This window comes from Nitratireductor sp. B36 (assembly GCF_020833685.1).
Taxonomy (GTDB): Bacteria; Pseudomonadota; Alphaproteobacteria; order Rhizobiales; family Rhizobiaceae; genus Nitratireductor.
In genome coordinates, this window is the sequence record NZ_JACKZY010000003.1 from 453447 (window position 1) to 478366 (window position 24920).

At 61.2% G+C, this 24920-nt stretch carries 25 protein-coding genes; 13 read left to right on the forward strand and 12 right to left on the reverse strand.

The features are described 5' to 3' along the window. The first annotated feature begins 211 nt into the window (after positions 1–211). A complete protein-coding gene (locus H7H48_RS13935) occupies positions 212–484 on the forward strand; it encodes an usg protein (protein WP_229449657.1) in 273 nt (90 codons plus the stop codon). A 71-nt stretch (positions 485–555) separates the two neighbouring features. Here the strand turns inward: H7H48_RS13935 and H7H48_RS13940 are convergent, their stop codons facing one another. Continuing rightward, positions 556–1590: an aldo/keto reductase gene (locus H7H48_RS13940; RefSeq protein ID WP_229449658.1), complete on the reverse strand. Its 1035-nt coding sequence runs from the start codon at positions 1588–1590 to the stop codon at positions 556–558. A 33-nt stretch (positions 1591–1623) separates the two neighbouring features. After that, positions 1624–2811, reverse strand: coding sequence for an MFS transporter (locus H7H48_RS13945; protein ID WP_229449659.1), 1188 nt, complete (start codon positions 2809–2811; stop codon positions 1624–1626). A 122-nt stretch (positions 2812–2933) separates the two neighbouring features. Here H7H48_RS13945 and H7H48_RS13950 point away from each other — a divergent pair, with 122 nt between their 5' ends. Together H7H48_RS13950 and H7H48_RS13955 are read left to right on the forward strand one after the other, a co-directional pair. Continuing rightward, positions 2934–3842 carry a LysR family transcriptional regulator gene (locus tag H7H48_RS13950; RefSeq protein WP_229449660.1) on the forward strand — a complete coding sequence of 303 codons (909 nt, stop codon included), beginning with the start codon at positions 2934–2936 and terminating at the stop codon, positions 3840–3842. Between the two features lie 130 nt (positions 3843–3972). After that, on the forward strand, positions 3973–4356 hold the full coding sequence (locus H7H48_RS13955) for a hypothetical protein (protein WP_229449661.1): 384 nt from the start codon (positions 3973–3975) through the stop codon (positions 4354–4356). A gap of 4 nt (positions 4357–4360) precedes the next feature. Here H7H48_RS13955 and H7H48_RS13960 read toward each other — a convergent pair whose 3' ends face one another. Next, on the reverse strand, positions 4361–5023 hold the full coding sequence (locus H7H48_RS13960; RefSeq protein WP_229449662.1) for a YggS family pyridoxal phosphate-dependent enzyme: 663 nt from the start codon (positions 5021–5023) through the stop codon (positions 4361–4363). 111 nt (positions 5024–5134) lie between these two features. Here H7H48_RS13960 and leuS point away from each other — a divergent pair, with 111 nt between their 5' ends. The 3 genes from leuS (at position 5135) to H7H48_RS13975 (ending at position 9459) form a co-directional block, all read left to right on the forward strand. Then, positions 5135–7750, forward strand: coding sequence for a leucine--tRNA ligase (leuS, locus tag H7H48_RS13965; protein WP_229449663.1), 2616 nt, complete (start codon positions 5135–5137; stop codon positions 7748–7750). Positions 7751–7796: 46 nt separating this feature from the next. Then, positions 7797–8342, forward strand: a complete 546-nt coding sequence (gene lptE, locus H7H48_RS13970; RefSeq protein ID WP_229449664.1) for an LPS assembly lipoprotein LptE — start codon at positions 7797–7799, stop codon at positions 8340–8342. Positions 8343–8553: 211 nt separating this feature from the next. Continuing rightward, complete coding sequence (locus tag H7H48_RS13975) at positions 8554–9459, forward strand: 1-acyl-sn-glycerol-3-phosphate acyltransferase (RefSeq protein WP_229449665.1); 906 nt, start codon at positions 8554–8556, stop codon at positions 9457–9459. Positions 9460–9638: 179 nt separating this feature from the next. Here H7H48_RS13975 and fsa read toward each other — a convergent pair whose 3' ends face one another. Then, positions 9639–10292 carry a fructose-6-phosphate aldolase gene (gene fsa / locus H7H48_RS13980; protein ID WP_229449666.1) on the reverse strand — a complete coding sequence of 218 codons (654 nt, stop codon included), beginning with the start codon at positions 10290–10292 and terminating at the stop codon, positions 9639–9641. Between the two features lie 106 nt (positions 10293–10398). Here fsa and H7H48_RS13985 point away from each other — a divergent pair, with 106 nt between their 5' ends. Continuing rightward, the gene (locus H7H48_RS13985) at positions 10399–12585 is read left to right on the forward strand and encodes a primosomal protein N' (protein WP_229449667.1); all 2187 of its coding nucleotides are present in this window, start codon (positions 10399–10401) and stop codon (positions 12583–12585) included. A 22-nt stretch (positions 12586–12607) separates the two neighbouring features. Here H7H48_RS13985 and H7H48_RS13990 read toward each other — a convergent pair whose 3' ends face one another. Both H7H48_RS13990 and H7H48_RS13995 read right to left on the reverse strand, forming a co-directional pair. Next, positions 12608–13003: a hypothetical protein gene (locus H7H48_RS13990; RefSeq protein ID WP_229449668.1), complete on the reverse strand. Its 396-nt coding sequence runs from the start codon at positions 13001–13003 to the stop codon at positions 12608–12610. Continuing rightward, the gene (locus H7H48_RS13995; RefSeq protein WP_229449669.1) at positions 12982–13395 is read right to left on the reverse strand and encodes a HEPN domain-containing protein; all 414 of its coding nucleotides are present in this window, start codon (positions 13393–13395) and stop codon (positions 12982–12984) included. Before H7H48_RS13995 ends, H7H48_RS13990 begins: the two co-directional genes overlap by 22 nt. 119 nt (positions 13396–13514) lie before the next feature. Between H7H48_RS13995 and H7H48_RS14000 the strand changes: the two genes are divergently transcribed. From H7H48_RS14000 to H7H48_RS14025, 6 genes are all read left to right on the forward strand, one after another. Next, positions 13515–13910, forward strand: a complete 396-nt coding sequence (locus tag H7H48_RS14000) for a DUF4345 domain-containing protein (protein ID WP_229449670.1) — start codon at positions 13515–13517, stop codon at positions 13908–13910. Positions 13911–14136: 226 nt separating this feature from the next. Next, on the forward strand, positions 14137–14697 hold the full coding sequence (locus H7H48_RS14005; RefSeq protein WP_229449671.1) for a F0F1 ATP synthase subunit delta: 561 nt from the start codon (positions 14137–14139) through the stop codon (positions 14695–14697). Continuing rightward, on the forward strand, positions 14697–16226 hold the full coding sequence (gene atpA / locus H7H48_RS14010) for a F0F1 ATP synthase subunit alpha (protein WP_229449672.1): 1530 nt from the start codon (positions 14697–14699) through the stop codon (positions 16224–16226). The genes H7H48_RS14005 and atpA overlap by 1 nt, the downstream gene beginning before the upstream one ends. Before the next feature lie 12 nt (positions 16227–16238). Beyond that, positions 16239–17114, forward strand: a complete 876-nt coding sequence (locus H7H48_RS14015) for a F0F1 ATP synthase subunit gamma (RefSeq protein WP_229449673.1) — start codon at positions 16239–16241, stop codon at positions 17112–17114. A 23-nt stretch (positions 17115–17137) separates the two neighbouring features. Further along, entirely contained in the window at positions 17138–18676 is a 1539-nt protein-coding gene (gene atpD / locus H7H48_RS14020) for a F0F1 ATP synthase subunit beta (protein WP_229449674.1), read from the forward strand. A gap of 99 nt (positions 18677–18775) precedes the next feature. Continuing rightward, positions 18776–19180, forward strand: a complete 405-nt coding sequence (locus tag H7H48_RS14025) for a F0F1 ATP synthase subunit epsilon (RefSeq protein ID WP_229449675.1) — start codon at positions 18776–18778, stop codon at positions 19178–19180. A 103-nt stretch (positions 19181–19283) separates the two neighbouring features. Here the strand turns inward: H7H48_RS14025 and H7H48_RS14030 are convergent, their stop codons facing one another. The 6 genes from H7H48_RS14030 to rsfS form a co-directional block, all read right to left on the reverse strand. Next, positions 19284–19805, reverse strand: coding sequence for an RNA pyrophosphohydrolase (locus H7H48_RS14030; RefSeq protein ID WP_229449676.1), 522 nt, complete (start codon positions 19803–19805; stop codon positions 19284–19286). A gap of 17 nt (positions 19806–19822) precedes the next feature. Further along, positions 19823–21013: a divergent polysaccharide deacetylase family protein gene (locus tag H7H48_RS14035; RefSeq protein ID WP_229449677.1), complete on the reverse strand. Its 1191-nt coding sequence runs from the start codon at positions 21011–21013 to the stop codon at positions 19823–19825. Positions 21014–21162: 149 nt separating this feature from the next. Beyond that, positions 21163–22488 carry a S41 family peptidase gene (locus tag H7H48_RS14040; RefSeq protein ID WP_229449678.1) on the reverse strand — a complete coding sequence of 442 codons (1326 nt, stop codon included), beginning with the start codon at positions 22486–22488 and terminating at the stop codon, positions 21163–21165. Then, a complete protein-coding gene (locus H7H48_RS14045) occupies positions 22478–23785 on the reverse strand; it encodes a murein hydrolase activator EnvC (RefSeq protein WP_229449679.1) in 1308 nt (435 codons plus the stop codon). Before H7H48_RS14045 ends, H7H48_RS14040 begins: the two co-directional genes overlap by 11 nt. A 158-nt stretch (positions 23786–23943) precedes the next feature. Beyond that, the gene (rlmH, locus tag H7H48_RS14050; protein ID WP_229449680.1) at positions 23944–24426 is read right to left on the reverse strand and encodes a 23S rRNA (pseudouridine(1915)-N(3))-methyltransferase RlmH; all 483 of its coding nucleotides are present in this window, start codon (positions 24424–24426) and stop codon (positions 23944–23946) included. A gap of 60 nt (positions 24427–24486) precedes the next feature. Continuing rightward, positions 24487–24861 (reverse strand): ribosome silencing factor, encoded by a 375-nt coding sequence (gene rsfS, locus H7H48_RS14055; RefSeq protein WP_223022467.1) that lies wholly within the window; start codon positions 24859–24861, stop codon positions 24487–24489. Positions 24862–24920: the final 59 nt, after the last annotated feature.

Here is a 24920-nt window from a genome sequence, read left to right on the forward strand (position 1 = left end):
TTCTGCCTTCCGCTACAACATTAGACATTTGGTGGCAGCAGCTGAACGAGCGGAATCGCATGGGCCAACAGCGTTAGCATCCGCGTGGGATGGCTGCTAACAATATGTATTTACACGATAAATTTACGCTCAGGTGACAAGGTCTCACTGGACGGCGGTGTATTTTCACCGCACAATTTTTCAGTCCGGAACCGATTCGGAAAGGAAGCACATGCAGCAGACGGGCGAAATGGAGCTGATGCTCCGGGGCTATGGGCTGACGACGGCGGAATTTCTCTATCATCTGCCTGATCATCCGACGATCTTGCAGAGTTTTCTATGGCAGCACTACGACACCGCACCGGATTTTCCGGCGCTTTACCGGTTCATCGATTTCTGGAACTCGACGCTGGACGGCCCGCTTCATTCAGTGACCTACACGCATCGCAAGCTGATCTCGCCAAGTGAGTGGCGCAGCGTGGCCGGAGAACTCGTTCTGCATTGATGCCTTTCGGGGTCAGGTCGCTGCCGGACATGGAGCCTCCTCCTCGCTCCAGGCCCGGACGCATCGCGGGGTCAGACGGCGGGCGGGCTGAGGCGGGCGAACGCCTCCTGCCGCCGGTAGGGGAAATAGGGATAGGCGGCATCGGTGAGGCTTGCCGCATCCAGCTTCGCGATCTGCTCATCCGACAGCGACCAGCCGATAGCGCCGAGATTCTGGCGTAGCTGCTCCTCGTTGCGGGCACCGACAATGACGGAGGAGACGCTCGGCCGGCGTGTAAGCCAGTTGATTGCTATCTGTGGAACCGTTTTCCCGGTTTCCTCGGCCACGTCCTCCAGCGCATCCACCACGCGATAAAGCTGTTCCTGGTCAACGGGCGGGCCGAAGCTGGCCGTATCGTGCAGGCGGCTGCCCTCGGGGAGGGGAACGCCACGACGGATCCTGCCGGTAAGCCGGCCCCAGCCGAGTGGACTCCAGACCAGCGCGCCGACACCCTGATCGAGGCCGAGCGGCATCAATTCCCATTCGTAATCGCGGCCGACCAGCGAATAGTAGACCTGGTGCGCGACATAGCGCTGCCAGCCATGACGCTCAGCGGCCGCCAGCGACTTCATCACCTGCCAGCCGGAAAAATTGGATACGCCGAGATAGCGCAGTTTGCCGGCGCGCACGAGATCATCAAGGGTCGACAGAACCTCCTCGACCGGCGTCGCGGCATCGAAGGCATGCAGTTGCAGGAGGTCGATATAGTCGGTTCCGAGGCGTTTCAGGGCCGCGTCGACTGTGCGAATGAGGCGGGCGCGCGACGTGCCGGCATCGGAGGGGCCTTCGCCCATGGGCAAGGCTGTTTTGGTTGAGATCAGCACCGCATCACGCCGGCCCCTGATAGCTTCGCCCAGAACCGTTTCGGAAGCGCCGTCTGAATAGACATCCGCCGTATCGAAGAGATTGAGCCCTGCATCGAGGCAGATATCGATGAGACGGCGGGCTTCATTCGCGTCAGTGGTGCCCCAAGCCCCGAAAAGGGGGCCAGTGCCGCCGAAGGTTCCCGTGCCGAAGCTCAAGACCGGAACCTTGAGGCCCGATGCGCCGAGATTTCTGTATTCCATGGTTTGCTCCCTGGTTGGATAGAGGATCAAAGGTCAGGATGTGGCGGGATCGCAGACGGCTTCCCGCCTTGTGCGCCGGTGCTCCATGCGCTGAGCGGCGAAAGCGACAGCGAAAGCCGCCATGGGCACAAGGCCGGCGATCCAGATGACGGCACCAAGGCCGGGACCGTGATCGATCACCATGCCGCCCAGCCAGGCGCCGGTGGCATTGCCGAGATTGAAGGCGGCGATGTTGAAGGAGGAGGCGAGACCCTGGCCGGCGCCCTCGGCTTTTTCGAGCACCCACATCTGCAGGGGCGGCACGGTGGCGAAGGCGGCAGCACCGAACACCCCGATGGCGATCACGGCGGCGACCTTTTCGTGGATGGCGAAGCTCATGACGAAAAGGACTGCAGAGAGCAGGGCAAGCGAGCCGAGAACGGCCGGTCCGAGCCATCGGTCGGCGAATTTCCCGCCGATGAGGTTTCCGGCGATGAGGCCGCCGCCGAAGACGAGCAGGATGGGTGAGACCGCGCTTTCTGAAAAGCCGGTGATGCGTGTGAGGATCGGCGCGATATAGGTGAAGGCAGCAAACACGCCGACCCAGCTCAGCACCGTTGTCAGAAGGCCGAGAAGCACTTGCGGGCGGGCCAGCACGGCGAGCGTGTTTCCGCTGTCGTCCTCACCAGCGGAAGCATCGTCGCGTGGAACAAAGGCGGCAATGATGGCTAGGGCTGCAAGGCCCACCAGCGTGACGGCCCAGAATGTGGAGCGCCAACCGAAAGCCTGACCGAGCCAGGTGCCGAACGGCACACCGAGAATGTTTGCCACGGTGAGGCCGGTGAACATGATGGCGATAGCCGAGGCACGCCTGTCGGGGGAGACAAGGCCAGTGGCCACCACGGAGCCAACACCGAAGAAGGATGCGTGTGCAAAGGCCGTCAGCACGCGCGCGGCCATGAGGGCCCAGTAGTTGGGCGCAAGCGCGCAGGCGAGGTTGCCGAGCGTGAAGATGACCATCAGGGCGATCAGCAGGGTCTTGCGGGACCAGCGCCCGGTCAGAGCGCCCAGGATGGGCGCGCCGGCCACCACGCCGAGCGCATATCCGGAGATGAGGAGACCGGCTGCGGAGATGGTGACATCAAGATCAGCGCTCACCTCCAGAAGCAGACCCATGATGACGAATTCGGTAACGCCGATGCCGAAAGCGCCGGCGGTCAGCGCGTAGAGTGCAAGGGGCATGTCAAAGGCTCTTGTCGTTGCGAAAGGGCGAATTTGGATTGATCACTTGCGCTTAGATGGACGTCTGCCGATTGATGAATTAGACTTCGAAAAATAAAATCATCATGGAATTCATTTCATAAATGGCGCGTATCGACATAAACCGTTCCGGTGAGATCGAAGTGTTCGTGCGGGTGGTGGAATTGCAGAGTTTTTCCGCCGCGGCGCGCGATCTGAAGATGACGCCGTCCGCCGTCAGCAAGCTGGTTGCGCGGCTCGAGGCCCGGCTTGGAACGCGGCTGCTGCGTCGCTCCACGCGCCGGCTTCAGATAACCCCGGAGGGAAGCTCTTTCTATCAAAGCAGTGTGCGCATTCTGGCGGATATCCAGGCGGCTGAGCAGGAAGCTGCGGCGGGATCCGCGCCGCGCGGGCGCCTCAGAGTCAACTCGAACGTGCCTTTCGGCCAGAACCGGCTGATCCCGCTGCTTCCAGAATTCACGGCCCGCTATCCGGATGTGGTGGTGGATCTGGTGTTGACGGACCGGGTGATCGATCTGATCGAGGAGCGGGCGGATGTTGCCATCCGTGCCGGAGCGCTCGCCGAATCGAGCCTGATCGCGCGCAAGCTTGGTGATAGCGGCATGGCCGTCGTGGCCGCGCCTTCATATCTGGAAGTACATGGACGACCGGAGAGCCCGGCCGACCTTGCCGGCCACGCGTTGCTTGGCTTCTGCTTTTCGCGCATTCATGAAGGGTGGCCCTTCATCGGACCGGAAGGGCTGAAAAGCAGCATCCCGCCCACTGCCGGCACGCTTGTCAGTGACGGTGAGGCCATGCGGTTGATGGCGCTGGCGGGCGCGGGCATCGCCCGCCATGCCCGCTGGCACATCCAGCCGGACATTGACGCGGGGCGGCTGGTGCCGCTCTTGGAGGATTTCAATCCGGGCGATCGCGAAGGTGTCTATGCGGTCTATGTCGGACACGGAAAATTCCTGCCGACCCGCGTCCGGGCATTCCTCGATTTTCTGGCCGAGAAGGTCAAGATCGCCTAATTCGGGCAGCCATTGTGCCTATATTCCTAACCTTCAGTCGCGGGTGTAAACTGCCGTGTTTGCAATGATCAGACGCGGAACCGGTGCGCGATCGTTCCAGTGGCCGCGTGTATTGGCGGAAGGGGCAGCTATGAACGGGCTTGCGAGGGTTTGCTGGATTACGGCTCCGCTTTATGCGGTGCTTGGAATGGTTTTCGGAATTTACATGTCGGCGTCGGGCGATCACACCCTCTCACCGGCGCATGGGCATTTGAACCTTCTTGGCTGGGTGACGATAGCGCTTTACGGCGCGTTCTACACTCTGGTGCCGGAGGCGGCGGCGAGCCGGCTTGCCAAGCTGCAGGTGCTGCTCGCCCAGATCGGCGTGATCGTCATCGTGCCGGGCATCGTTTTCGCGATTTCGGGAACAGGCGAGGGGCTAGCGAAAGCGGGATCGGTTCTTATCCTGCTCGCTGCGCTGCTTTTTCTTGTGATTGTTGTACGTGGGACGGGACGTTCGGCAGCAGGCGCCTGAAATCTCAGCGCGCGCCGAAGATAGCTGATCCGACGCGCACGCTGGTGGCGCCGAAGGCGATGGCCTTTTCATAGTCACCGGACATGCCCATGGAGCATTTCTCGACTCCGGCTTCGGCGGCGAGCTTTTTCAGCAGTGCGAAATGCGGGCCGGGGTTTTCATCGAAGGGCGGAATGCACATCAGCCCTTCGATGGCGAGGCCGTATTCCTCGCGGCAATGTTTGACGAAGGTGACGGCCTGGCGCGGGTCGATGCCGGCTTTCTGTTCTTCGAGGCCGGTGTTGACCTGGACATAAAGACGCGGGTGCCGGTCCTGTTTCTGCATCTCGGTCGAGAGCGCGCGGGCAATCTTTTCGCGGTCGACGCTCTCGATCACGTCGAACAGGGCGATGGCATCGGCGGCCTTGTTGGACTGCAGCGGGCCGATCAGGCGCAGCTCAATGTCGGGGAAGGCTTCCTTGAGGCCGGGCCATTTCCCCTGGGCTTCCTGGACACGGTTTTCGCCGAAAACCCGCTGGCCGGCCTCGATGACCGGGCGGATCTGATCTGCATCGAAGGTCTTGGAAACGGCGACCAGCTTGACGGGCTCGCCTGAGCGCCCGGCGGCTTTCTCCGCTGCTGCGATCTTCGCTTTGACATCCTGCAGATTCTCGACGGCGTAGCTCATCGGTTCGCTGATCCCTCTTCCAAAAAAGCCTCTTGGAGTTGACGCTTCGGCGAAACCATGGTGAAGGTCCGCCAACATCATTTCCGCTTCTTATCTTGTGAAAATCCGGCCATGGCAACCGAACGTTACAATCCCCGTGTCGCAGAACCCCGCTGGCAGAAGGCCTGGGACGAAGCAAAGCTGTTCGAGGCCAGCAATGATGACGGGCGGCCGAAATACTACGTGCTCGAGATGTTCCCCTATCCGTCGGGCCGCATTCACATCGGCCACACACGCAATTACACGATGGGTGACGTGGTCGCGCGCTACAAGCGCGCCAGGGGCTACAATGTTCTGCACCCGATGGGCTGGGACGCGTTCGGCATGCCGGCAGAAAACGCGGCGATGCAGAACAAGGTGCACCCCAAGGAGTGGACCTATCAGAACATCGCGGTGATGCGCGACCAGCTGAAGACGTTCGGTCTGTCGCTCGACTGGAGCCGTGAGTTCGCCACCTGCGATGTGGATTATTACCATCGCCAGCAGATGCTTTTCGTCGACTTCTTCGAGAAGGGGCTGGTGACGCGCAAAACCTCCAAGGTCAACTGGGACCCGGTGGACCAGACGGTGCTTGCCAATGAGCAGGTGATCGACGGTCGCGGCTGGCGTTCCGGCGCGGAAGTCGAGCAGCGCGAGCTGGCGCAGTGGTTCTTCAAGATCACCGACTACGCGCAGGATCTGGTCGATGCCATCGACGATCTCGACCAGTGGCCGGAGAAGGTGCGCCTGATGCAGCGCAACTGGATCGGCCGTTCGGAAGGCATGTTGATCCGCTGGGCTCTGGCAGAAGAGACGGCGCCCGAGGGCGTGAACGAGCTGGAGGTCTATACGACCCGGCCCGACACGCTGTTTGGTGCGTCCTTCATGGCGATTGCCGCCGACCATCCCTTGGCGAAGACACTGGCCGCCGACAATGCCGAGCTTGCCGCATTCTGCGAAGAGTGCCGCCGTATCGGCACCTCGGCTGCGGCGCTGGAGACGGCGGAGAAGAAAGGTTTCGACACGGGCGTGCGCGTGCGTCATCCTTTCGATTCGGAATGGACGCTGCCGGTCTATGTCGCCAATTTCGTGCTGATGGATTACGGCACGGGCGCGATTTTCGGCTGTCCGTCGGGCGACCAGCGCGACCTGGACTTTGCCAACAAATACGGCCTGCCGGTGACGCCGGTGGTGATGCCGGAGGGCGCGGACGCCGCGACTTTCCAGATCACCGAGGAAGCCTTCACCGATGATGGCGTGATGATCAATTCGCGCTTCCTCGATGGCATGAAACCGAAGGCGGCGTTTGAGGAGGTGGCAAAGCGCCTCTCCTCTCAGACGATCAATGGCCGACCGGTGGGCGAGCGCAAGGTGAATTTCCGCCTGCGCGACTGGGGCGTTTCGCGCCAGCGTTACTGGGGCTGCCCGATCCCGATGATCCATTGCGACGCGTGCGGTGTGGTGCCGGTCCCGAAGGCCGACATGCCGGTCAAGCTGCCCGACGACATCGAGTTCGACCGTCCCGGAAATCCGCTCGACCGCCACCCGACATGGAAGCATGTGAAGTGCCCGAAATGCGGCAGCGATGCCCGGCGCGAGACGGACACGATGGATACGTTTGTCGATTCGTCCTGGTATTTCGCGCGTTTCACCGCGCCCTGGGAGAATGACCCGACCGATCCGAAGGCCGCCAATGAATGGTTGCCGGTCGACCAGTATATCGGTGGCATCGAGCATGCGATCCTGCATCTGCTCTATTCGCGCTTCTTTGCCCGCGCCATGAGCGCGACGGGCCATCTGGATGTGGCCGAGCCCTTCAAGGGCCTGTTCACGCAGGGCATGGTGGTGCACGAGACCTATCGTTCATCGGATGGCCGCTGGCTGGCTCCGAACGAGGTGGAAATCACAGGCTCGGGCGAGGGCCGCAAGGCGGTGGAGATCGCCACGGGTGAGCCTGCATCGATCGGCTCTCTCGAAAAGATGTCGAAATCCAAGAAGAACACGGTGAGTCCGGAGGACATTATCGAGTCCTTCGGCGCGGATACCGCGCGCTGGTTCATGCTGTCCGATTCCCCGCCGGAGCGCGACGTGGAATGGACGGACGATGGCGCGACCGGTGCGCATCGGTTCGTGCAGCGCGTGTGGCGGCTTGTTTCGGAGGCTGCCGAGCATGTCCGCGGTGTGGCGCCGAAGGCAGCTCATGAGGGCTCTGCCGTTGCAACGTCGAAGGCGGCGCACAAGGCCTTGAAGGCCGTGGGCGAGGACATTGAAAAACTGGCGTTCAACCGTGCCATCGCGCGCATTCACCAGCTCGTCAACGATCTGCAGGAGCCGCTGTCTGCGCTGGCGGACGCTGGTGATGCGTCGAAAAGTGCCGCGCGTGAGGCCGTTGATATCCTCATTCACCTGGTCGCTCCTTTCATGCCGCATCTGGCCGAGGAATGCTGGGCAACAATCGGCGGGGAAGGACTGGTCGCGGCAAGTGCCTGGCCGGAATTCGATCCGGCGCTTGTCGTGGATAACGAGATTGTCCTGCCGGTGCAGATCAACGGCAAGAAACGTGGTGATTTGACAATTGCGCGCGACGCAGATCAATCTGCCGTCGAAGATGCGGTGCTCCAGCTGGACTTCGTCCAGAAGGCGCTGAACGGCGCGCAGCCGCGCAAGGTGATCGTCGTCCCGCAGCGCATTGTTAACATTGTTGCATGATGGGGTGGGGCGTCGACTGATGCTGTTTGGAAAACAGGGGGAAAGCTTGAACCCGACGTTTCGCGTTTCGATGCTGGCCGGTCTGGCACTTTCACTGGCCGTGGCGTCCGGTTGCACGGTGCGCCCCCTGATGGCGACGCCGGATGCAACGCAAGGCAGCTTTGCATCTTCGCCTGCCCTGTCATCCATCGCTATCGCGCCCGTTGATACGCGTTATGGGCAGGAAGTTCGCAATCATCTGATTTTCCTGCTCAATGGTGGTGCCGGACAACCATCGAACGCACGCTACGCTCTTGAGCTTGCCGTGACGCGATCCAGTTCCGCGGCGGCGCGTGTTCAGGTGCGTACAGACAATGAGCCGACCTCCAGCCTTCTCACCATGACCGCGGGCTACACCCTGACCGAAAGCGGCACCGGCCAGGTGGTTGCCAAGGGACGCCGTCAGATTTCCTCTGCGTATGATGTTCCCCGGCAGGAGTTTGCTGCCCTGCGCGCCGAGCGCGATGCGGAGAATCGCGCTGCGCGCGAGCTTGCCGAGCAGTTGCGTCTTGCGCTGGGGCAGGATCTGGCACGATCTGGCAACGGTTTGTAACCGTGGTTTTTTGAATGCGCGGTTTCGTTGCAAATTGGCATTGCAATATTGCATTCGTGTCATTGCGTCGTCACAGTATTCGGTGAAACAGCCTGTGAGGCGTGATCTCTGAATGTTGCCCAATTTTCGTGGAAGTTCTTCTTCCGGCAAGACGAAGGAGCGGGATGACGGTCATGACCAGAACCGAAATGCTTCAGGGAGCACTTCGTCCATGGCTTTGCATACGACGCTGACCTCGGTCGCTGCGGTTCTTGGCAGTCGCGTTCTCGGTCGTGACGTCTATGCGCCCGAAACGCCTCATGTGGTGGATCAGCTCATTGCCGAGCGGACCACGCATCTCTCGCAAAACGTGCTCTGGCCGCTGGCCCAACCTTTTCTCTACCGCTTCCTGCACTATCGGCAGGCCGTGGTCATGGCCGACGAGGTCGCTGAATTATCGGGCTGGGATGCATTCGCATACATCAGCCGGCTCCTTTCGCTGGAAATCTCCGCGAGCGGGCTGGAGAACATACCAGCTTCGGGAGGTTTTATCCTCGCACCGAATCACCCGACAGGCATTGCGGACGGGATAGCCGTCTACGACATGCTGAAAGCGCCTCGCCCGGATATGGCGTTTTTTGCCAACCGGGATGCCCTGCGTGTCAATCCGCGCTTCCGCGATTTGATCATTCCGGTGGAATGGCGCGCTGGAGAGAAATCCCATGCCAAGAGCCGTGACACGCTGGAAATGACCGCCAAGGCGTTCAATGCCGGCAAGGCCATCGTGCTTTTCCCCTCGGGGCGCATCGCGTATTGGAACAAGGACAAGCTGACCGAGCGGCCCTGGCAGCCTTCCGTGGTCGCACTGGCGCGGCGTTATCAGGTGCCAGTCGTGCCGATGAACATGACGGCGCGCAATTCGGGACTGTTCTATCTGCTCTCGCGCTACTCGAATGAGCTGCGCGACATGACGCTGTTCCATGAGCTTCTGAACAAGAAGGGCCGGGCGATCAGCATGGTGATCGGCAAACCGATCATGCCGGACGCGCTGGGTGAGGGAGAACCGGCGGATGTGGCCGCGCGCCTTCAGGAACACACCGTGCACCGGCTGCGCGAAGACCCGGACGCGACCTTCTAGGATTTGCGGCGAGCGTGCCGATTGGCGTGCGTCGGTAGAAATTCGTTTTCGGAGAAGAAGGGCGCGCATGCTGTTGTTGCTGGCGCCGGCCCCTCATCCTCACCTTCTCCCCGCGGGCGGGGAGAAGGGGCTTCGATGCCGGTGATTTTCCTGCACCGATGTTTTCAGCGTCAGAAGCCTCAGCCGATCTTCTGGCCGGTCTTGGCCCAGTCGGCGAGGAAGGCTTCCAGGCCCTTGTCGGTGAGCGGGTGCTTGACCAGCGCCTTCAAAACGGACGGCGGCACGGTTGCCACGTCGGAGCCGATCAGGGCGGCCTGCTTCACGTGGTTTACGGTGCGGATCGAGGCAGCGAGGATTTCGGTGCTGAAATCGTAATTGTCGTAGATCGTGCGGATCTCGGCGATCAGGTCCATGCCATCGATACCCATGTCGTCGAGACGGCCGATGAAGGGCGAGATGAAGGTGGCGCCAGCCTTGGCGGCAAGCAGCGCCTGATTGGCCGAGAAGCAGAGCGTGACATTGACGAGGCGGCCCGAAGAGGTGATCGCCTTGCAAGCACGCAGACCGTCCATGGTGAGCGGCACCTTGATGCAGATGTTGTCGGCGATCTTCGAGAGAACATCGGCCTCCTTCATCATGCCTTCGAAGTCGGTTGCGGTCACTTCCGCGGAGACCGGGCCATCGACGATGTCACAGATTTCCTTCGTCACTTCCATGATGTCGCGGCCCGACTTCATGATCAGCGACGGATTGGTGGTGACGCCATCGAGCAAACCGGTGTCGCTCAATTCGCGGATTTCATTGACGTCGGCGGTGTCGACGAAGAACTTCATGGCAAACTCCTTAGGCAGTCCGAAGGCGGGGATTGAGAGGATGCACTTCCATCCTCCATATGTTCGGTCTTTGCTCTAATGCAAGAACAGGGCAAGGTCACGCCCGATGACAAAAGATTCGCCAATGAGCTCCGTTGTTCCGGTCATGGTGCCGATGCCGGCCGAGCGGCCCTACTCCTATGCGGTGCCGGAAGACATGCGCGTGGAGCCGGGCTCCATCGTGCGCGTGCCTTTGGGGCCGCGTGAGGTGGCGGGGATTGTCTGGGACGGGCCGGGCGAGGCGGTGGCGGCGAAAAAGCTTCGGGCCATTGCCGGGGTTTTCGACTGTCCGCCGATCCCCGAAGAGATGCGCCGGTTCGTCGACTGGGTTGCCAATTACACGCTCTCGCCGCCCGGCATGGTGGCGCGGATGCTGTTGCGTGCGCCGGCGGCGTTCGATCCTGAACCGCCGACCGAGGGGCTGCGGCTTGTCGACGGGATGGGCCCCGACCGGCTGACGGCAGCCCGTGGACGCGTGCTGGAGATGGCCGCCGACGGCCAAGCATGGACCAAGGCGGGGCTCGCCCATGCGGCGGGCGTTTCCGCCAGCGTGATCGAGGGGCTGCGTTCGCAGGGCGTGTTCGAGACGGTTTCAATCCCGCCGCGCCCGGTGGTGGCTCTGCCCGATCCGACATTCGGACGCGCGACGCTGACCGATGGGCAGGCCGAGGCCGCCGAACGCCTGCGGGAAAAAGCCGGCACCGATGCCTTCAGCGTGACGCTGATCGACGGCGTGACGGGTTCGGGCAAGACGGAGGTCTATTTCGAGGCAGTGGCTGCGGCGCTGGAGCGCGGCAAGCAGGTTTTGATCCTGATTCCCGAAATTGCGCTGACACAGGCGTTTCTGGAACGCTTTCACGACCGGTTCGGTGCGAAGCCCGCCGAATGGCACTCCGACCTTGCGCCGAAGAAACGCGAGCGTGTCTGGCGGCAGGTGGCGGAGGGGCAATTGCGGGTGGTGGCGGGGGCCCGCTCGGCGCTGTTCCTGCCCTTTCGCGAGCTTGGGCTGATCGTGATCGATGAGGAGCACGATCCGGCTTACAAGCAGGAAGACCGTGTTTTCTACAATGCGCGCGACATGGGCGTGGTGCGGGGGCATATCGGTGGCTTTCCGGTGGTGCTTGCCTCTGCAACGCCATCGCTGGAAAGCCGGGTCAACGCCAATCAGGGCCGCTATGAGCGGATCGTGCTGTCCTCGCGCTTTGCTGATGCGGCTCTGCCGGAGCTCGCCACCATCGACATGCGCAAGGCGGCGCCAGAGCGTGGCGGGTTTCTCTCGCCGGTTCTGATCGAGGAGATGAAGAAGACGCTGGCGCGGGGCGAGCAGTCGCTTCTGTTTCTCAACCGGCGCGGCTATGCGCCGCTGACCTTGTGCCGGGTGTGCGGGCATCGGTTTCAATGTCCCGACTGTTCGAGTTGGCTGGTGGAGCATCGTTTTCGGCGGCAGCTTGTCTGCCATCACTGCGGCTACAATGAGCCGCGCCCGGAAGCCTGTCCGGAATGCGGGACGCTCGACCATCTGGTGGCCTGTGGGCCGGGGGTGGAGCGAATCACCGAAGAGGTGGACCAGCTTTTTCCCGATGCGCGCACCATCATGCTGTCATCCGACATGATGGGGGGCGTGAAGCGGCTGCGGCTGGAACTGGAGGCCATCGCCAAAGGGGAAGCCGACATCATCATAGGCACGCAGCTTGTGGCCAAGGGGCACAATTTTCCCGGCATGACGCTGGTGGGTGTGATCGACGCGGATCTGGGGCTGGCCAATGGCGATCCGCGCGCGGCGGAGCGCACCTTTCAGCTTCTGGCGCAGGTGACGGGCCGCGCCGGCCGCACGGGGCGAAAGAGCCTCGGCCTGTTGCAGACCTATCAGCCGGAACATCCGGTGATGCGGGCGATCGTGACGGGCGATGCGGAGGCATTTTACGAGCGTGAGATGGCCGAGCGGGAACGGGCGGGGCTTCCGCCGTTTGGCAGGCTTGCCGGGATCATCGTGAGCGCGGCCACGCGGCAGGAGGCCGAAAGCCATGCCCGGGGGCTGCGACAAGCAGCACCCCGCGCCGATGAAGTGGATGTGCTCGGCCCTGCCGAAGCGCCGTTGGCGCTGGTGGCCGGGCGACACCGGTTCAGGCTGCTGGTTCACGGCACGCGCCGCTCGGACATTCAGGGCTTCCTGCGCGACATGATCAAGGCAGGGCCAAGGCCGCGCGGCTCGGTGCGGGTGCAGGTGGACATCGATCCGCAGAGTTTTCTGTGACGCGTTGTCTGTGGAGTGCGGCTTAAGCTGCTGCGGGGCTTTGCTTCGCACCGTCCATTCTCAGGACGATGCTTTCGGGCAGATAATAGCCGTTGAGCATGTTCGCGGAAAAATGAATTTCACTTGTGCCTGAAACCCTGATCGTCTTGCGCATGCTCTGGATTGCGGGATGCTCTTCGTGCACGAATTCGGTTGAGCTAGCGTCCAGTCCCGTAAGGTATTCGCTCGCGCCGATGGTTTCGGCCACGATCTGATAAAAGGCTCTCTTGTTCCGCATCGATCGGTCTGGAACGATCCAGAGCTTCCAGCGATCATTATCCGGAGAATGTACCCATAGCGCAGCCTGCGGCTTTACCGGCGTGGCGTCCAGAAGCTCGACAAGTTTCTGTCCCTTCGTCACCAGAAACGTGTGATCCATTTGAGAACTCCGCTTTCGGGATGCTCCACCGCTTCAATCAGTGTTTGAGCCTCAGCGTGAGTATAAGCCCTGTAGCGTGCATCGGGAAGCCATTCGCGGACAATCGCCCAACTTGCGGAAAATGCTGGATCGGCCTCAAGCTTGCTTTTGAGTTCAAGCGAGAGCCCTGCCAGCCCTACCAGGGTGGGAAAATCATGAGAATAGACACTCCTGACGAGAGCTTTGTCGGGAAGCGTTTCGGAGATGATCTGCTGTACGATACAAGCCTTGAGCGCCAGTTCCACGGCATATCCGCACAGGTAGTACGCGCTTGAGGTTCGTTTGTGCGCGAAGAGGATTTTGGCGTCTTCCAGCTTCGATTGAGCGGCCAACCGCAGTTCATCTCGATTCAACGGCTGATCTCCTCGCGCGAGATATCCGTTTGTGTCACGCACTCTAAAGTTGAAAATTGTTTGAAGTCCAGAATCATATTATCGCAGGCACTCGACGAACTTCGATCAGGGGCACAAGAATGACCTTCTCCTTTCCATGGCCGGTAACCCAGGGCGAATGGCTGGCATGGTCGGCGGCGGCGGTGACGATCTTCATCGGGCTGTTCGTCATGTTCATGCCCAGACTGGCATTGAAACTTTTCCGGCTGCAGCCGGCTGCCGAGCGCACAGAAATGCTGGTGGTGCCGCGCGCCATCATTGGCGGGTTTTATATCGGCTTCGGACTGGCGGCGATGATGCTGGCGCAGCCCTTCATCTATCTGGCGCTGGGGGCAGCTTGGGCGGTATCGGTTTTCGGCTGTGTGATCTCGATGCTCTCGGATGGAGCGAAGGCGCTTTATAGCTGGCTGTTTTTGCTCCTGTCGCTCGTTCTGGCGGTGTTGCCGCTGGCCTTCGTGATGGGATTCGTCGCCTGACGGTTCAAAAATGCGTCGAAACTGCGACAAAGCAGCCGGTTTGCCGGCGGCTATGCGTGTTGCGACTCTCGGAAGCCTGTGCTAGACGGCAATCGGCTTTCAGCAGAAGGACATGCTTCATGTCTTTTTGCGAGGGGAAAAATTCAATCAGGTCAGAGATTTAGCCCGAGCTTGGCGCTCCAGCAGAAAATCTTTTGGCCTTCTAGGCGTGAGAGATGACCATCCCGTGGCACAATCTGGCTCCATGATTTCCGGAATGGCAGGGCGCTACGCTGGTTCGCTTTTCGAACTGGCGAAGGAAGCCAAAGCGATTTCCACAGTCGAGGCCGATCTCGACCGTTTCGAGGCACTGCTCGAGGGCAGCGATGATCTGCAGCGCCTGGTCAACAGTCCGGTGTTCTCTGCCGACGACCAGTTGAAGGCTGTCGGCGCCGTTCTTGACAAAGCCAAGATCACCGGGCTGGTCGGCAATTTCCTGCGCGTTGTTGCGAAGAACAGGCGTCTGTTCGCCGTTCCGCAAATCATTCGCGCGTTCCGCCAGATTGCGGCTGAAGATCGCGGCGAGACGACGGCGGATGTGACTGTAGCGCATGCGCTCAATGCGACGCAGGAGAAGGAACTGAAAGCCGCACTGAAAGCAGTGGCCGGCAAGGACGTTTCAATCAACGTAACCGTTGATCCCTCCATTCTCGGCGGGCTGGTGGTCAAGATGGGCTCGCGCCAGATCGACACATCGCTCAAAACCAAACTCAATTCGCTCAAGCTTGCACTGAAAGAGGTCGGCTGATGGACATCCGTGCGGCGGAAATTTCCGCAATTCTGAAGGATCAGATTAAGAACTTCGGCAAGGAAGCCGAAGTTTCAGAAGTTGGCCAGGTGCTCTCCGTGGGCGACGGCATTGCCCGCGTCTATGGTCTGGACAATGTCCAGGCCGGTGAGATGGTGGAGTTCCCCGGCGGCATCCGTGGCATGGCGCTGAACCTGGAAGTCGACAATGTCGGCGTCGTTATCTTCGGTAGCGACCGCGACATTAAGGAAGGCGACACGGTGAAGCGCACGGGCGCCATCGTGGACGTTCCGGTCGGCCCCGAGCTGCTTGGCCGCGTCGTTGACGCGCTTGGCAACCCGATCGACGGCAAGGGCCCGATCAAGGCGAAGAAGCGCGCCCGCGTTGACGTGAAGGCGCCGGGCATCATTCCCCGCAAGTCGGTTCACGAGCCGATGTCGACCGGTCTGAAGTCCGTTGACGCCCTGATCCCGATCGGTCGCGGCCAGCGCGAGCTGATCATTGGCGACCGCCAGACCGGCAAGACCGCCATCGTTCTCGATACCTTCCTCAACCAGAAGCCGCTCAACGACGGTGACGACGAGAGCCAGAAGCTCTACTGCGTCTACGTCGCCGTTGGCCAGAAGCGCTCCACGGTTGCACAGCTGGTGAAGGTTCTGGAAGAGCGCGGCGCACTCGAATACTCGATCATCGTTGCCGCCACCGCTTCCGACGCCGCTCCGATGCAGTTCCTGGCCCCGTTTGCCGGCTGCGCCATGGGCGAATATTTCCGCGACAACGGCAAGCATGCCGTGATCGCCTATGACGATCTGTCCAAGCAGGCCGTCGCCTACCGTCAGATGTCGCTCCTGCTGCGTCGCCCGCCGGGCCGCGAAGCCTACCCCGGTGACGTCTTCTACCTGCACTCTCGCCTGCTCGAGCGCGCGGCGAAGATGAACGACGAGCAGGGCGCCGGTTCGCTCACCGCTCTGCCGGTCATCGAGACGCAGGCAAACGACGTGTCGGCCTACATTCCGACCAACGTGATCTCGATCACCGACGGTCAGATCTTCCTCGAGACCAACCTGTTCTTCCAGGGTATCCGCCCGGCCGTGAACGTCGGTCTGTCGGTGTCGCGCGTTGGCTCCGCAGCCCAGATCAAGGCGATGAAGCAGGTTGCCGGCTCCATTAAGGGTGAGCTCGCCCAGTACCGTGAAATGGCTGCGTTCGCGCAGTTCGGTTCTGACCTCGACGCCTCGACCCAGCGCCTGCTCAACCGCGGTGCACGCCTGACCGAACTCCTGAAGCAGCCGCAGTTCTCGCCGCTGAAGACGGAAGAGCAGGTCGCCGTGATCTTTGCCGGTGTGAATGGCTATCTCGACAAGCTGCCGCTTGGCGATGTCACCCGTTTCGAGCAGGGCCTGCTTTCGCACATGCGTGCGGATGGCAAGGACGTGCTGGAAGCGATCCGCAAGGAAAAGGCGCTTTCCGACGATCTGCGTGAGAAGCTCAAGGCACAGATCGACGCATTCGCCAAGAACTTCGCCTGAGGCTGAGCGAGCATGGCTTCCCTCAAGGAACTTCGCAACCGGATCGCCTCGGTCAAGGCGACGCAGAAAATCACCAAGGCGATGCAGATGGTCGCCGCGGCGAAACTGAAGCGCGCCCAGGAGGCGGCCGAGGCTGCGCGGCCCTATGCCGAACGCATGGGAACCGTGCTCGCCAACATCGCCGGCGCCGTGTCGGGCACCGACGCGCCGCCGCTGATGGCCGGTACCGGCAAGGACGACGTGCATCTCCTGGTCGTCGCCACGGCCGAGCGTGGCCTTTGCGGCGGCTTCAACAGCCAGATCGCCAAGAAGGCGCGCGAGCACATCCGCGCCCTTCTGCGGGACGGCAAGACGGTGAAGGTGCTCTGCGTCGGCAAGAAGGGGTACGACATCCTGCGTCGTGACCATGGCGACCTGATCATCGATCGCGTGGATCTGCGCGAGGTGAAGAAGATCGGCTTCGAGAACGCCCATGAGATCGCCCGTCAGGTGATCGGCCTGTTCGAGAAGGGCGAGTTCGACATCTGCACGCTGTTCTACTCCGAATTCCAGTCGGTGATGTCTCAGGTGCCGACCGCGCAGCAGATCATTCCTGCCGCGGTTCCGACAGGTGAGGCTGGTGAAGGATCGGATGCGGTTTACGAATACGAGCCGGATGCGCCTTCCATTCTTGCCGATCTGATCCCGCGCAACATCTCGGTGCAGATTTTCCGTGCGCTTCTTGAGAACGCAGCCGGTGAGATGGGCGCCAAGATGACCGCCATGGACAGCGCGACGCGCAACGCAGGCGAGATGATCGACAAGCTGTCGATCACCTACAACCGTCAGCGCCAGGCGCAGATCACCAAGGAACTGATCGAAATCATTTCGGGCGCGGAAGCGCTCTAACGGACCGAAGAGGTTAAACGAACATGGCCAAAGCAGCGACCCCGAAGACGGCGTCCGCGACTGCCGCAAAGAAGGCGGCTCCGGCACGCAAGACGGCTTCCACCCGCAGCACCGCAGCAAAGAAAGCAACCGGCGCGGCCGGCACGATCCGTCAGGTTATCGGCGCCGTTGTCGACGTGCAGTTCGAGGATCACCTGCCGGCGATCCTGAACGCGCTGGAGACCGAGAACCAGGGCAACCGCCTTGTGCTCGAGGTGGCGCAGCATCTCGGCGAGAACACGGTCCGCTGCATCGCCATGGACTCCACCGAGGGCCTCGTTCGCGGCATGGAAGTGCGCGATACGGGCAACCCGATTGCGGTTCCGGTTGGTGACGCCACGCTCGGCCGCATCATGAACGTGGTCGGTGAGGCCATCGACGAAGCCGGTCCGGTGAAGGGCGACGGCACCCGCGCCATCCACCAGCCCGCTCCCGACTATGTGGACCAGTCCACCGAAGCCGAAATTCTGGTCACGGGCATCAAGGTTGTGGACCTGCTCGCTCCTTACGCCAAGGGCGGCAAGATCGGCCTGTTCGGCGGCGCCGGCGTTGGCAAGACGGTCCTCATTCAGGAGCTGATCAACAACGTTGCCAAGGCGCATGGTGGTTACTCAGTGTTCGCCGGCGTTGGTGAGCGTACCCGTGAAGGCAACGATCTCTACCACGAGATGATCGAATCCGGCGTGAACAAGGACCCGGCCAAGAATAACGGCTCCACCGAAGGCTCCAAATGCGCCCTCGTGTTCGGCCAGATGAACGAGCCGCCCGGTGCTCGCGCCCGCGTTGCTCTGACCGGTCTGACGGTTGCCGAGCACTTCCGCGACCAGGGCCAGGACGTTCTGTTCTTCGTGGACAACATCTTCCGCTTCACGCAGGCGGGCTCCGAGGTGTCGGCGCTTCTCGGCCGTATTCCTTCGGCTGTGGGCTACCAGCCGACGCTGGCGACCGACATGGGCGCGCTGCAGGAACGCATCACCACCACCACCAAGGGCTCGATCACCTCGGTGCAGGCCATTTACGTGCCCGCCGACGACCTGACCGATCCGGCACCGGCAACCTCGTTCGCCCACCTGGACGCAACGACCGTGTTGAACCGTGCCATTTCGGAAAAGGGTATCTACCCGGCCGTGGATCCGCTCGACTCCACTTCGCGCATGCTTGACCCGATGATCGTCGGCGAAGAGCATTACCAGGTGGCACGTCAGGTGCAGGAGATCCTTCAGCGCTACAAGTCGCTGCAGGACATCATCGCCATTCTCGGCATGGACGAGCTTTCCGAAGAGGACAAGCTCACGGTTGCCCGCGCCCGCAAGATCGAGCGCTTCCTGTCGCAGCCGTTCCACGTGGCCGAGGTCTTCACCGGTGCGCCTGGCCTGTTCGTTGATCTCGAAGACACGATCCGCTCGTTCAAGGGCCTCTGCAACGGTGAGTACGATCACCTGCCGGAGGCGGCATTCTACATGGTCGGCACCATCGAGGACGCCGTCGAGAAAGCCCAGAAGCTGGCAGCGGAAGCAGCCTGATCCGAAGCGAATAGCGAATAGGGAGTAGCGAATAGGGAGAGCGGAAGCGATCGGGCGAAGTGCATTCGCTATTCGCTATTCACTATTCGCTAGAGAAAGATGGCAGAAGCCTTCAAATTCGATCTGGTCTCGCCCGAGCGGCTCCTGGTTTCCCAGGATGTCGAATCGGTGGTCATTCCCGGCACCGAGGGCGAACTGACCGTCATGGCGACCCATGCGCCGACCATGACCAGCATCAAGCCGGGCGTGGTCACTGTCTCCGCCGATGGCAAGACGGAACGCTATGTCGTGTTTGGCGGTTTCGCCGATATTCTTCCAGACAGCTGCACCGTGCTGGCTGAATCGGCTGTGCACGTGGATGACATCAATCGCGAAGATCTTGCGCGCCGCATCCAGGATGCCCGTGAAGATATCGAGGATGCCAAGGATCACGAGTCGCGCATGCGCGCCGAAGAGTTTTTGCATCAGCTGACAACGCTGGAAGGTGCAATCCTTCCTGCCTGAATAATCATTTGTTCAACAAAAAAGCCGGGCCCAGCGCCCGGCTTTTTTGGTTTAAGCGGTTCGGGTTCGGTCAAGGCGAGGTCTTCGGCTCCGACCAGATCCTTCAAGGGGCCAGATGTCGGAAGGCTTCGACGACGCTGTCATAGACCTTACGCTTGAAAGGCACGATCAGCTCTGGCAATTCCGTCATGGGTTTCCATTCCCACATGTCGAACTCAGCCTCATGGCCACCCGGTGGCGGGTTGATGGCAATCTCGCTTTCCGGTCCTTCGAAACGGAGAGCGAACCATTTCTGCTTCTGGCCGCGATACTTGCCTTTCAATGCCACGCCGATGAGATGTTCGGGCAAATCATAGGTGATCCACTCGGGGGTTTCCGCGAGAAAGGAGACCGACTTCATGCCTGTTTCCTCGTAAAGCTCACGGTAGGCCGCTTCGCGCGGGTCTTCGCCCTTGTCCACACCGCCCTGCGGCATCTGCCAAAGCTGGGTCGCACCGGAAAGCTCGTGGGCTTCGGGCTGCACGATGCGCCGGCCCGCCCAGGCAAGGCCCTTGTCGTTCAGCACCATAATGCCCACGCATGGGCGATAGGGCAGGTCACCTGCAGAAATAGTATTCCTGGCCATTGCTGGGCTTTCCAATCTTATCGGGGCTGGGGATCAGCGGCGAGCGCTGAGATGGGAACGAGCTCTATACCGCGGGCGGACACCTCAGCGGCCCATTCGGCGACAGTCTCGATGGTTTCATCGAACGCCGAACCGGTGCCGATGGCGAAGCCACGTGCCCGGGAAATGCGCTCCAATTCATCGAGCTTCTTGAGAATTTCACCACGGTCTGGTCGACGGTTGTTGCCGGTGGGATCGATCAAGACATCCGATGCGGCAAACGGTACGCCTTCCTGAAGCGCCAGTTCCTGCGCAACGCTGCGCGCTGATGTTCCGTCGTCGATATACATCAGGCCTCGCTGTCCGAGCTCTGCCATGATCTCATCCATGGGCTCCGCTTCTGCGGTGAAACGCCCGCCCATGTAATTCATGATGCCGGTGTAGTTCGTGATCCTGGAGAGCGCCCAGCGAAGCCGGGAAAGGTTCTCCGCCGGTGACGCGTCGACGGTCAGCGTATTCCGTCCGGGATTCGGCGAGGGATAACCGAAGGGTTCCATCGGTACCTGAAGAACGATCTCGTGCCCTGCCTTGCGCGCTGTCTGCATCCAGCGTCCAAGACTGTTGCCAGATGGAGCGAAGGCAAGCGTGATCTCGGGGCGGAGTGTCTCAATTGCCTCCTGGGTGGTTGTCTGCGATAGGCCAAGACCGCCTATGATGATGGCGATCCTGGCTCCGCGTGCGCCGGACCAGGCCCGAGCATAGACATCGAACGGACGACGGCCTCCCGCATCACGCACCGGGAGCGGACCCGTTTCCGATTCCTCGATCAGGGCGCGGTCGGGCAGATGCGCAAGCCTTGGATGCTGTCCTACGGCCGACGGATCGCGGATGACGATCACGCCGTTTTCGGTGGCTCCATTTTCCGGGAGCTCCTCTGGTCCCAGGCGGGTGATCGATGCGTTGGGAGCGCCCGGTTGGGAAACGCCCTTCGCCGGTTCAGGTGTGGTTGTTTCGGCAACGCTCTGCTCCACCGGCTCCGTGACGGCGATCGCGGCAGGCGTCCGAAAGGGGCGGTCGCGCAGCGCTACGGCAGTGGAAACTCCAAAAACGGCAATCGCGGCAAGGCTGAGCGCTATGCGATCGGTGGTGAAGAAGCCACGGCGCTTCGGCTTTTTCGGCCGGTCATCGCGGCCCAGCGGCCGGTCTATGTCTCTGTTCCTCGAAATCATACCCACCCGTTACGATGGCCGAGGGCCAAAAATCCAGACCGGTCGTCTCCTTCGTGGAAGGATTGCCGCTCTTAGTATTCATATTCCGGCACCTGGTCTCGCCGGGCGCCATCGCCGATTCGTTGAAACCGGCGATGGATGATCGATGTTTACTGATTCATGACCGCTTTGTCAGGATTTGGCGGAAAGGCGGGGTCAGTTTTTTCGCCGCGGAGCAATTCAAGCGCTGCCTTGAGCTGGACGTCATCCTTGGCATCCGGCGGGACGTAGGCGATCGAGCCGGAGCCCTCCTCGTTTTCTTCCTCGCCCTTGATGTGCCCGCGAAGGTCCGACTCGCCCCGACGCAGGTCGCGCCCCTGTAACTCTTCGGGAAGCGGCTGATCGACCTTGATGTCGGGCGTGATGCCTTTGCCCTGGATCGATTCTCCTGAAGGCGTGTAGTAGAGCGCGGTGGTGAGGCGCAGGGCGCCGTTCTCGCCGAGCGGAATAATGGTTTGCACCGAACCCTTGCCGAAGGACTGGGTGCCGAGCACCGTCGCGCGGCGATGATCCTGTAGCGCGCCGGCGACAATCTCGGAGGCACTCGCAGAACCGCCGTTGATCAGCACGATCACCGGTTTGCCGTTGAGCACATCGCCGGGCCGCGAATCGAAGCGCGCAATGTCGTTTGCGTCACGCCCTCGTGTGGAAACGATCTCGCCACGGTCGAGGAATGCATCGGAAACGCTGACCGCCTGATCGAGCAGACCGCCGGGATTGAGACGCAGATCGAGCACATAGCCCTTCAGCTTGTCGTCGGGCACCTCTTTGCTGATCGTATCAATGGCGCTCATCAGGTCGTCGAAGGTCTTTTCGGTGAAGGACGTGATCTTCAGATAGCCGACATCCTCCTCCACTCGGTATTTGACGGCTTTCACCTTGATGATGTCGCGCACGATCGTCAGCTCGATCGGCTTGTCTGCACCTTCGCGCAGGATGGTCAGCTCGATCGGCGTGTTGACCGGGCCACGCATCTTGTCGACGGCGTCGTTGAGCGACATGCCGCGGACTTCTTCGCCGTCGATCGCGGAGATCAGGTCGCCGGCCAGAACACCGGCGCGTGAGGCGGGTGTGTCGTCGATCGGAGAGACGACCTTCACGAGTTCATTGTCCATGGTGACTTCGATGCCCAGGCCGCCGAATTCGCCCTTGGTCTGGACCCGCATGTCCTTGGCGGCTTCCGCATCGAGATAGGAAGAGTGCGGATCGAGCGAGGTCAGCATGCCGTTGATGGCACTCTCCACCAGCTTCTTGTCGTCCGGCGGGGTCACATACTGGGCGCGCACGCGCTCGAAGATGTCGCCGAAAATCGCAAGCTGCCGGTATGTTTCCGAACCAGCGGCGTTTGCCGAGAAGCCGCTTGTTCCGTGGAAAAGAGAGACCGCGGATGCGCCCATCAGGGCGCCGGCAAACAATAGCGACAAGTTACGTTTCATTTCCTGTCCTTCCAGAGTGTCCCGGAGCCCACCAGGGTTTAGGATCGATCGGTTTTCCGTTCTTCCTGAACTCGACATACAGCTCGGGCGTAAGATCTTCAGTTCCCGGGCCTGCGATGCTTGCCAGGCGAGCTTCCCCCATCATGCCGATTGGTTCGCCCGCCAAAACGGATTGCCCCAGCGTCACGCTTACCTTAGCCAAGCCGGCAAGCACGATATGATAACCGTCGCCGGCATTGAGTATCAATAGCTGACCATAGGAACGAAACGGTCCTGCGTACAGTACCGTCGCCCCCGCGGGTGCCGTAACGATTGCGCCGGATTGTGTTCTTAGAATGTCGCCCTGCAACGGTGCGCCAGTGTCGTCATCTTCACCGAACCGGGCTACGAACTGACCGGCAACGGGCAAGGCAACCCCGCCTGTCCGCTTGGCGAAGGAAGCGCCGGCACCGAGACGGTTCTCAGGCGAAGTCGGCTCGTTGAGCCGTCTTGCACGCTCGGCTTCGGCCTTGCGCAGTGAGGCTATTTCGTTTTCCAGCGAGCCGATCAGCTCCTGCAGGCTGGTGGCGCGCGCGGCGAGCGCCTCGGCCTGCTGCTGCTCGGCTGCCATGCGGTTTTCGGCTTCCTGCTGGAGACGCTTCTTCTCGTCCAGCAACAGGGCGAGCCGCTTTTTTTCTTCGGCCTGTTCGGTCACGGTTTTTTGAAGTTTGTCGCGCTCACCTTCGATCGACGTCACGATACGGGAAAGATCGCGCAGATCGCCGATGAGAATTTCCGTTTCCGCACGCAGCTCCGGCACCACCGCGCCGAGAAGAATGGCACTGCGCACTGATGCCAAGGCGTCTTCGGGGCGAACGAGAATGGCCGGCGGCGGGTTGAGGCCCATGCGTTGAAGAGCACCGAGCACTTCGGCCAGAACGCCGCGGCGCGACTGGAGCGATTCGCGCAGATAGCTCTCTTCGTGGCGAAGCTTGCTCAGCCGCAGCGAAATCGTATCGATATCCTCGCTCAGCTTGCGTTCCGTCTTTGCTGCCTGGATGAGGGCCGCCGTAATCGCGGCATTGTCGTCTTTAATGGCGTCTATCTCGGCCGCGATCTCGTCCAGCCGTTTTTCCGTCAGCGCAATCTCGCGGTTGACGTCCTCAAATTCGACCTGGCTCTTGTTGTGCTGGGTCTCAAGAACCTGAATGCCATCCTGCGCGGGAGCGGGGGCAGGCAGAACGCAGAAGATCGCCACAGCAGCAGCGGCCGTCCCGAGACGGGCGAGATATGGGCGCGGCGCGAGCGCATTCTTCATCCCTGGTCTGCCGTTTTACGCGAAGTGGAAGTCGTTCGGAGACAGCATATGCCAAGTTTCCTTAAGGAAACATCAACCATGTGGTAACCGGTTGCAATTTTTGGTTGTATTTTGCCGGGCGTCAATGCGCGTCTGTGAAAACAGCGGCTGCGCGAGGTTCAATCCCGGTGATAGGGGTGGCCCGAAAGGATGGTCGAGGTTCGGTAAAGTTGTTCAGCAAGCATCAGGCGAACGATCTGATGCGGCCATGTCTGTGCACCGAAGGCTATCGTGCGGTCGGCTGCCTGGCGCAGTCCATCATCGTGCCCGTCCGGCCCGCCAATGACGATCATGAGATTGCGGCGGCCCTGATCGCGCAAATCCGCGATGGCTTCGCTCAGTTGCCTTGATGTGAGATTCTTCCCGCGCTCGTCGAGCAGAAAGAGCGCTGATCCCTCCGGGCGCATCTGTGCGATCTTGCGACTTTCCTCGCGACACCGCTCTTCAGCGGACTTGGCGCGACTCTCGACGATCTCACTGACACCGGAAAACTCGAGGCCCACAGAAGGACCGCCTTTGGCGAACCGTTCCAGATAACGGTCCGTCAAATCCCTCTCGGGGCCGGCCTTCATCCGGCCCACGGCGCAAATGGCAATATGCATTCCAGCCTCTCTGCCCGGTGGGCGGAGGTGGCTCAAAGACACCGTCGCGGCAGACGGTGCTCAGTGAACCGTTTCATCCTCCAGATCGGGGGCCTGCCACATCTTTTCGATGTTGTAAAACTCCCGAACCTCAGGGCGGAAGACGTGAACGACAATGTCGCCCGTATCGATCAACACCCAGTCGGCGCCGCTCAGACCTTCGACCTTGGCGTTGCCAAGACCGGCCTCCTTGAGCGCGCGGATCAGATGATCCGCCACGGCCGCCACATGGCGGTGCGAACGCCCCGACGCGATGATCATGTGATCGGCGAGCGGGGATTTGCCCTGGATGTCGATGGAGATGATGTTTTCCGCCTTGGAGTCTTCCAGACTCGCGAGGGCTGTTTCAACGGCCTGGGAAACCAGATTCCGACTGGCCTCGGCCGGCGAAGGCATCATGTCAGCCTTCTTCGTCATTGCTGTTCTCAGTGTCTTTCCTTTCCAATAAGAACAAG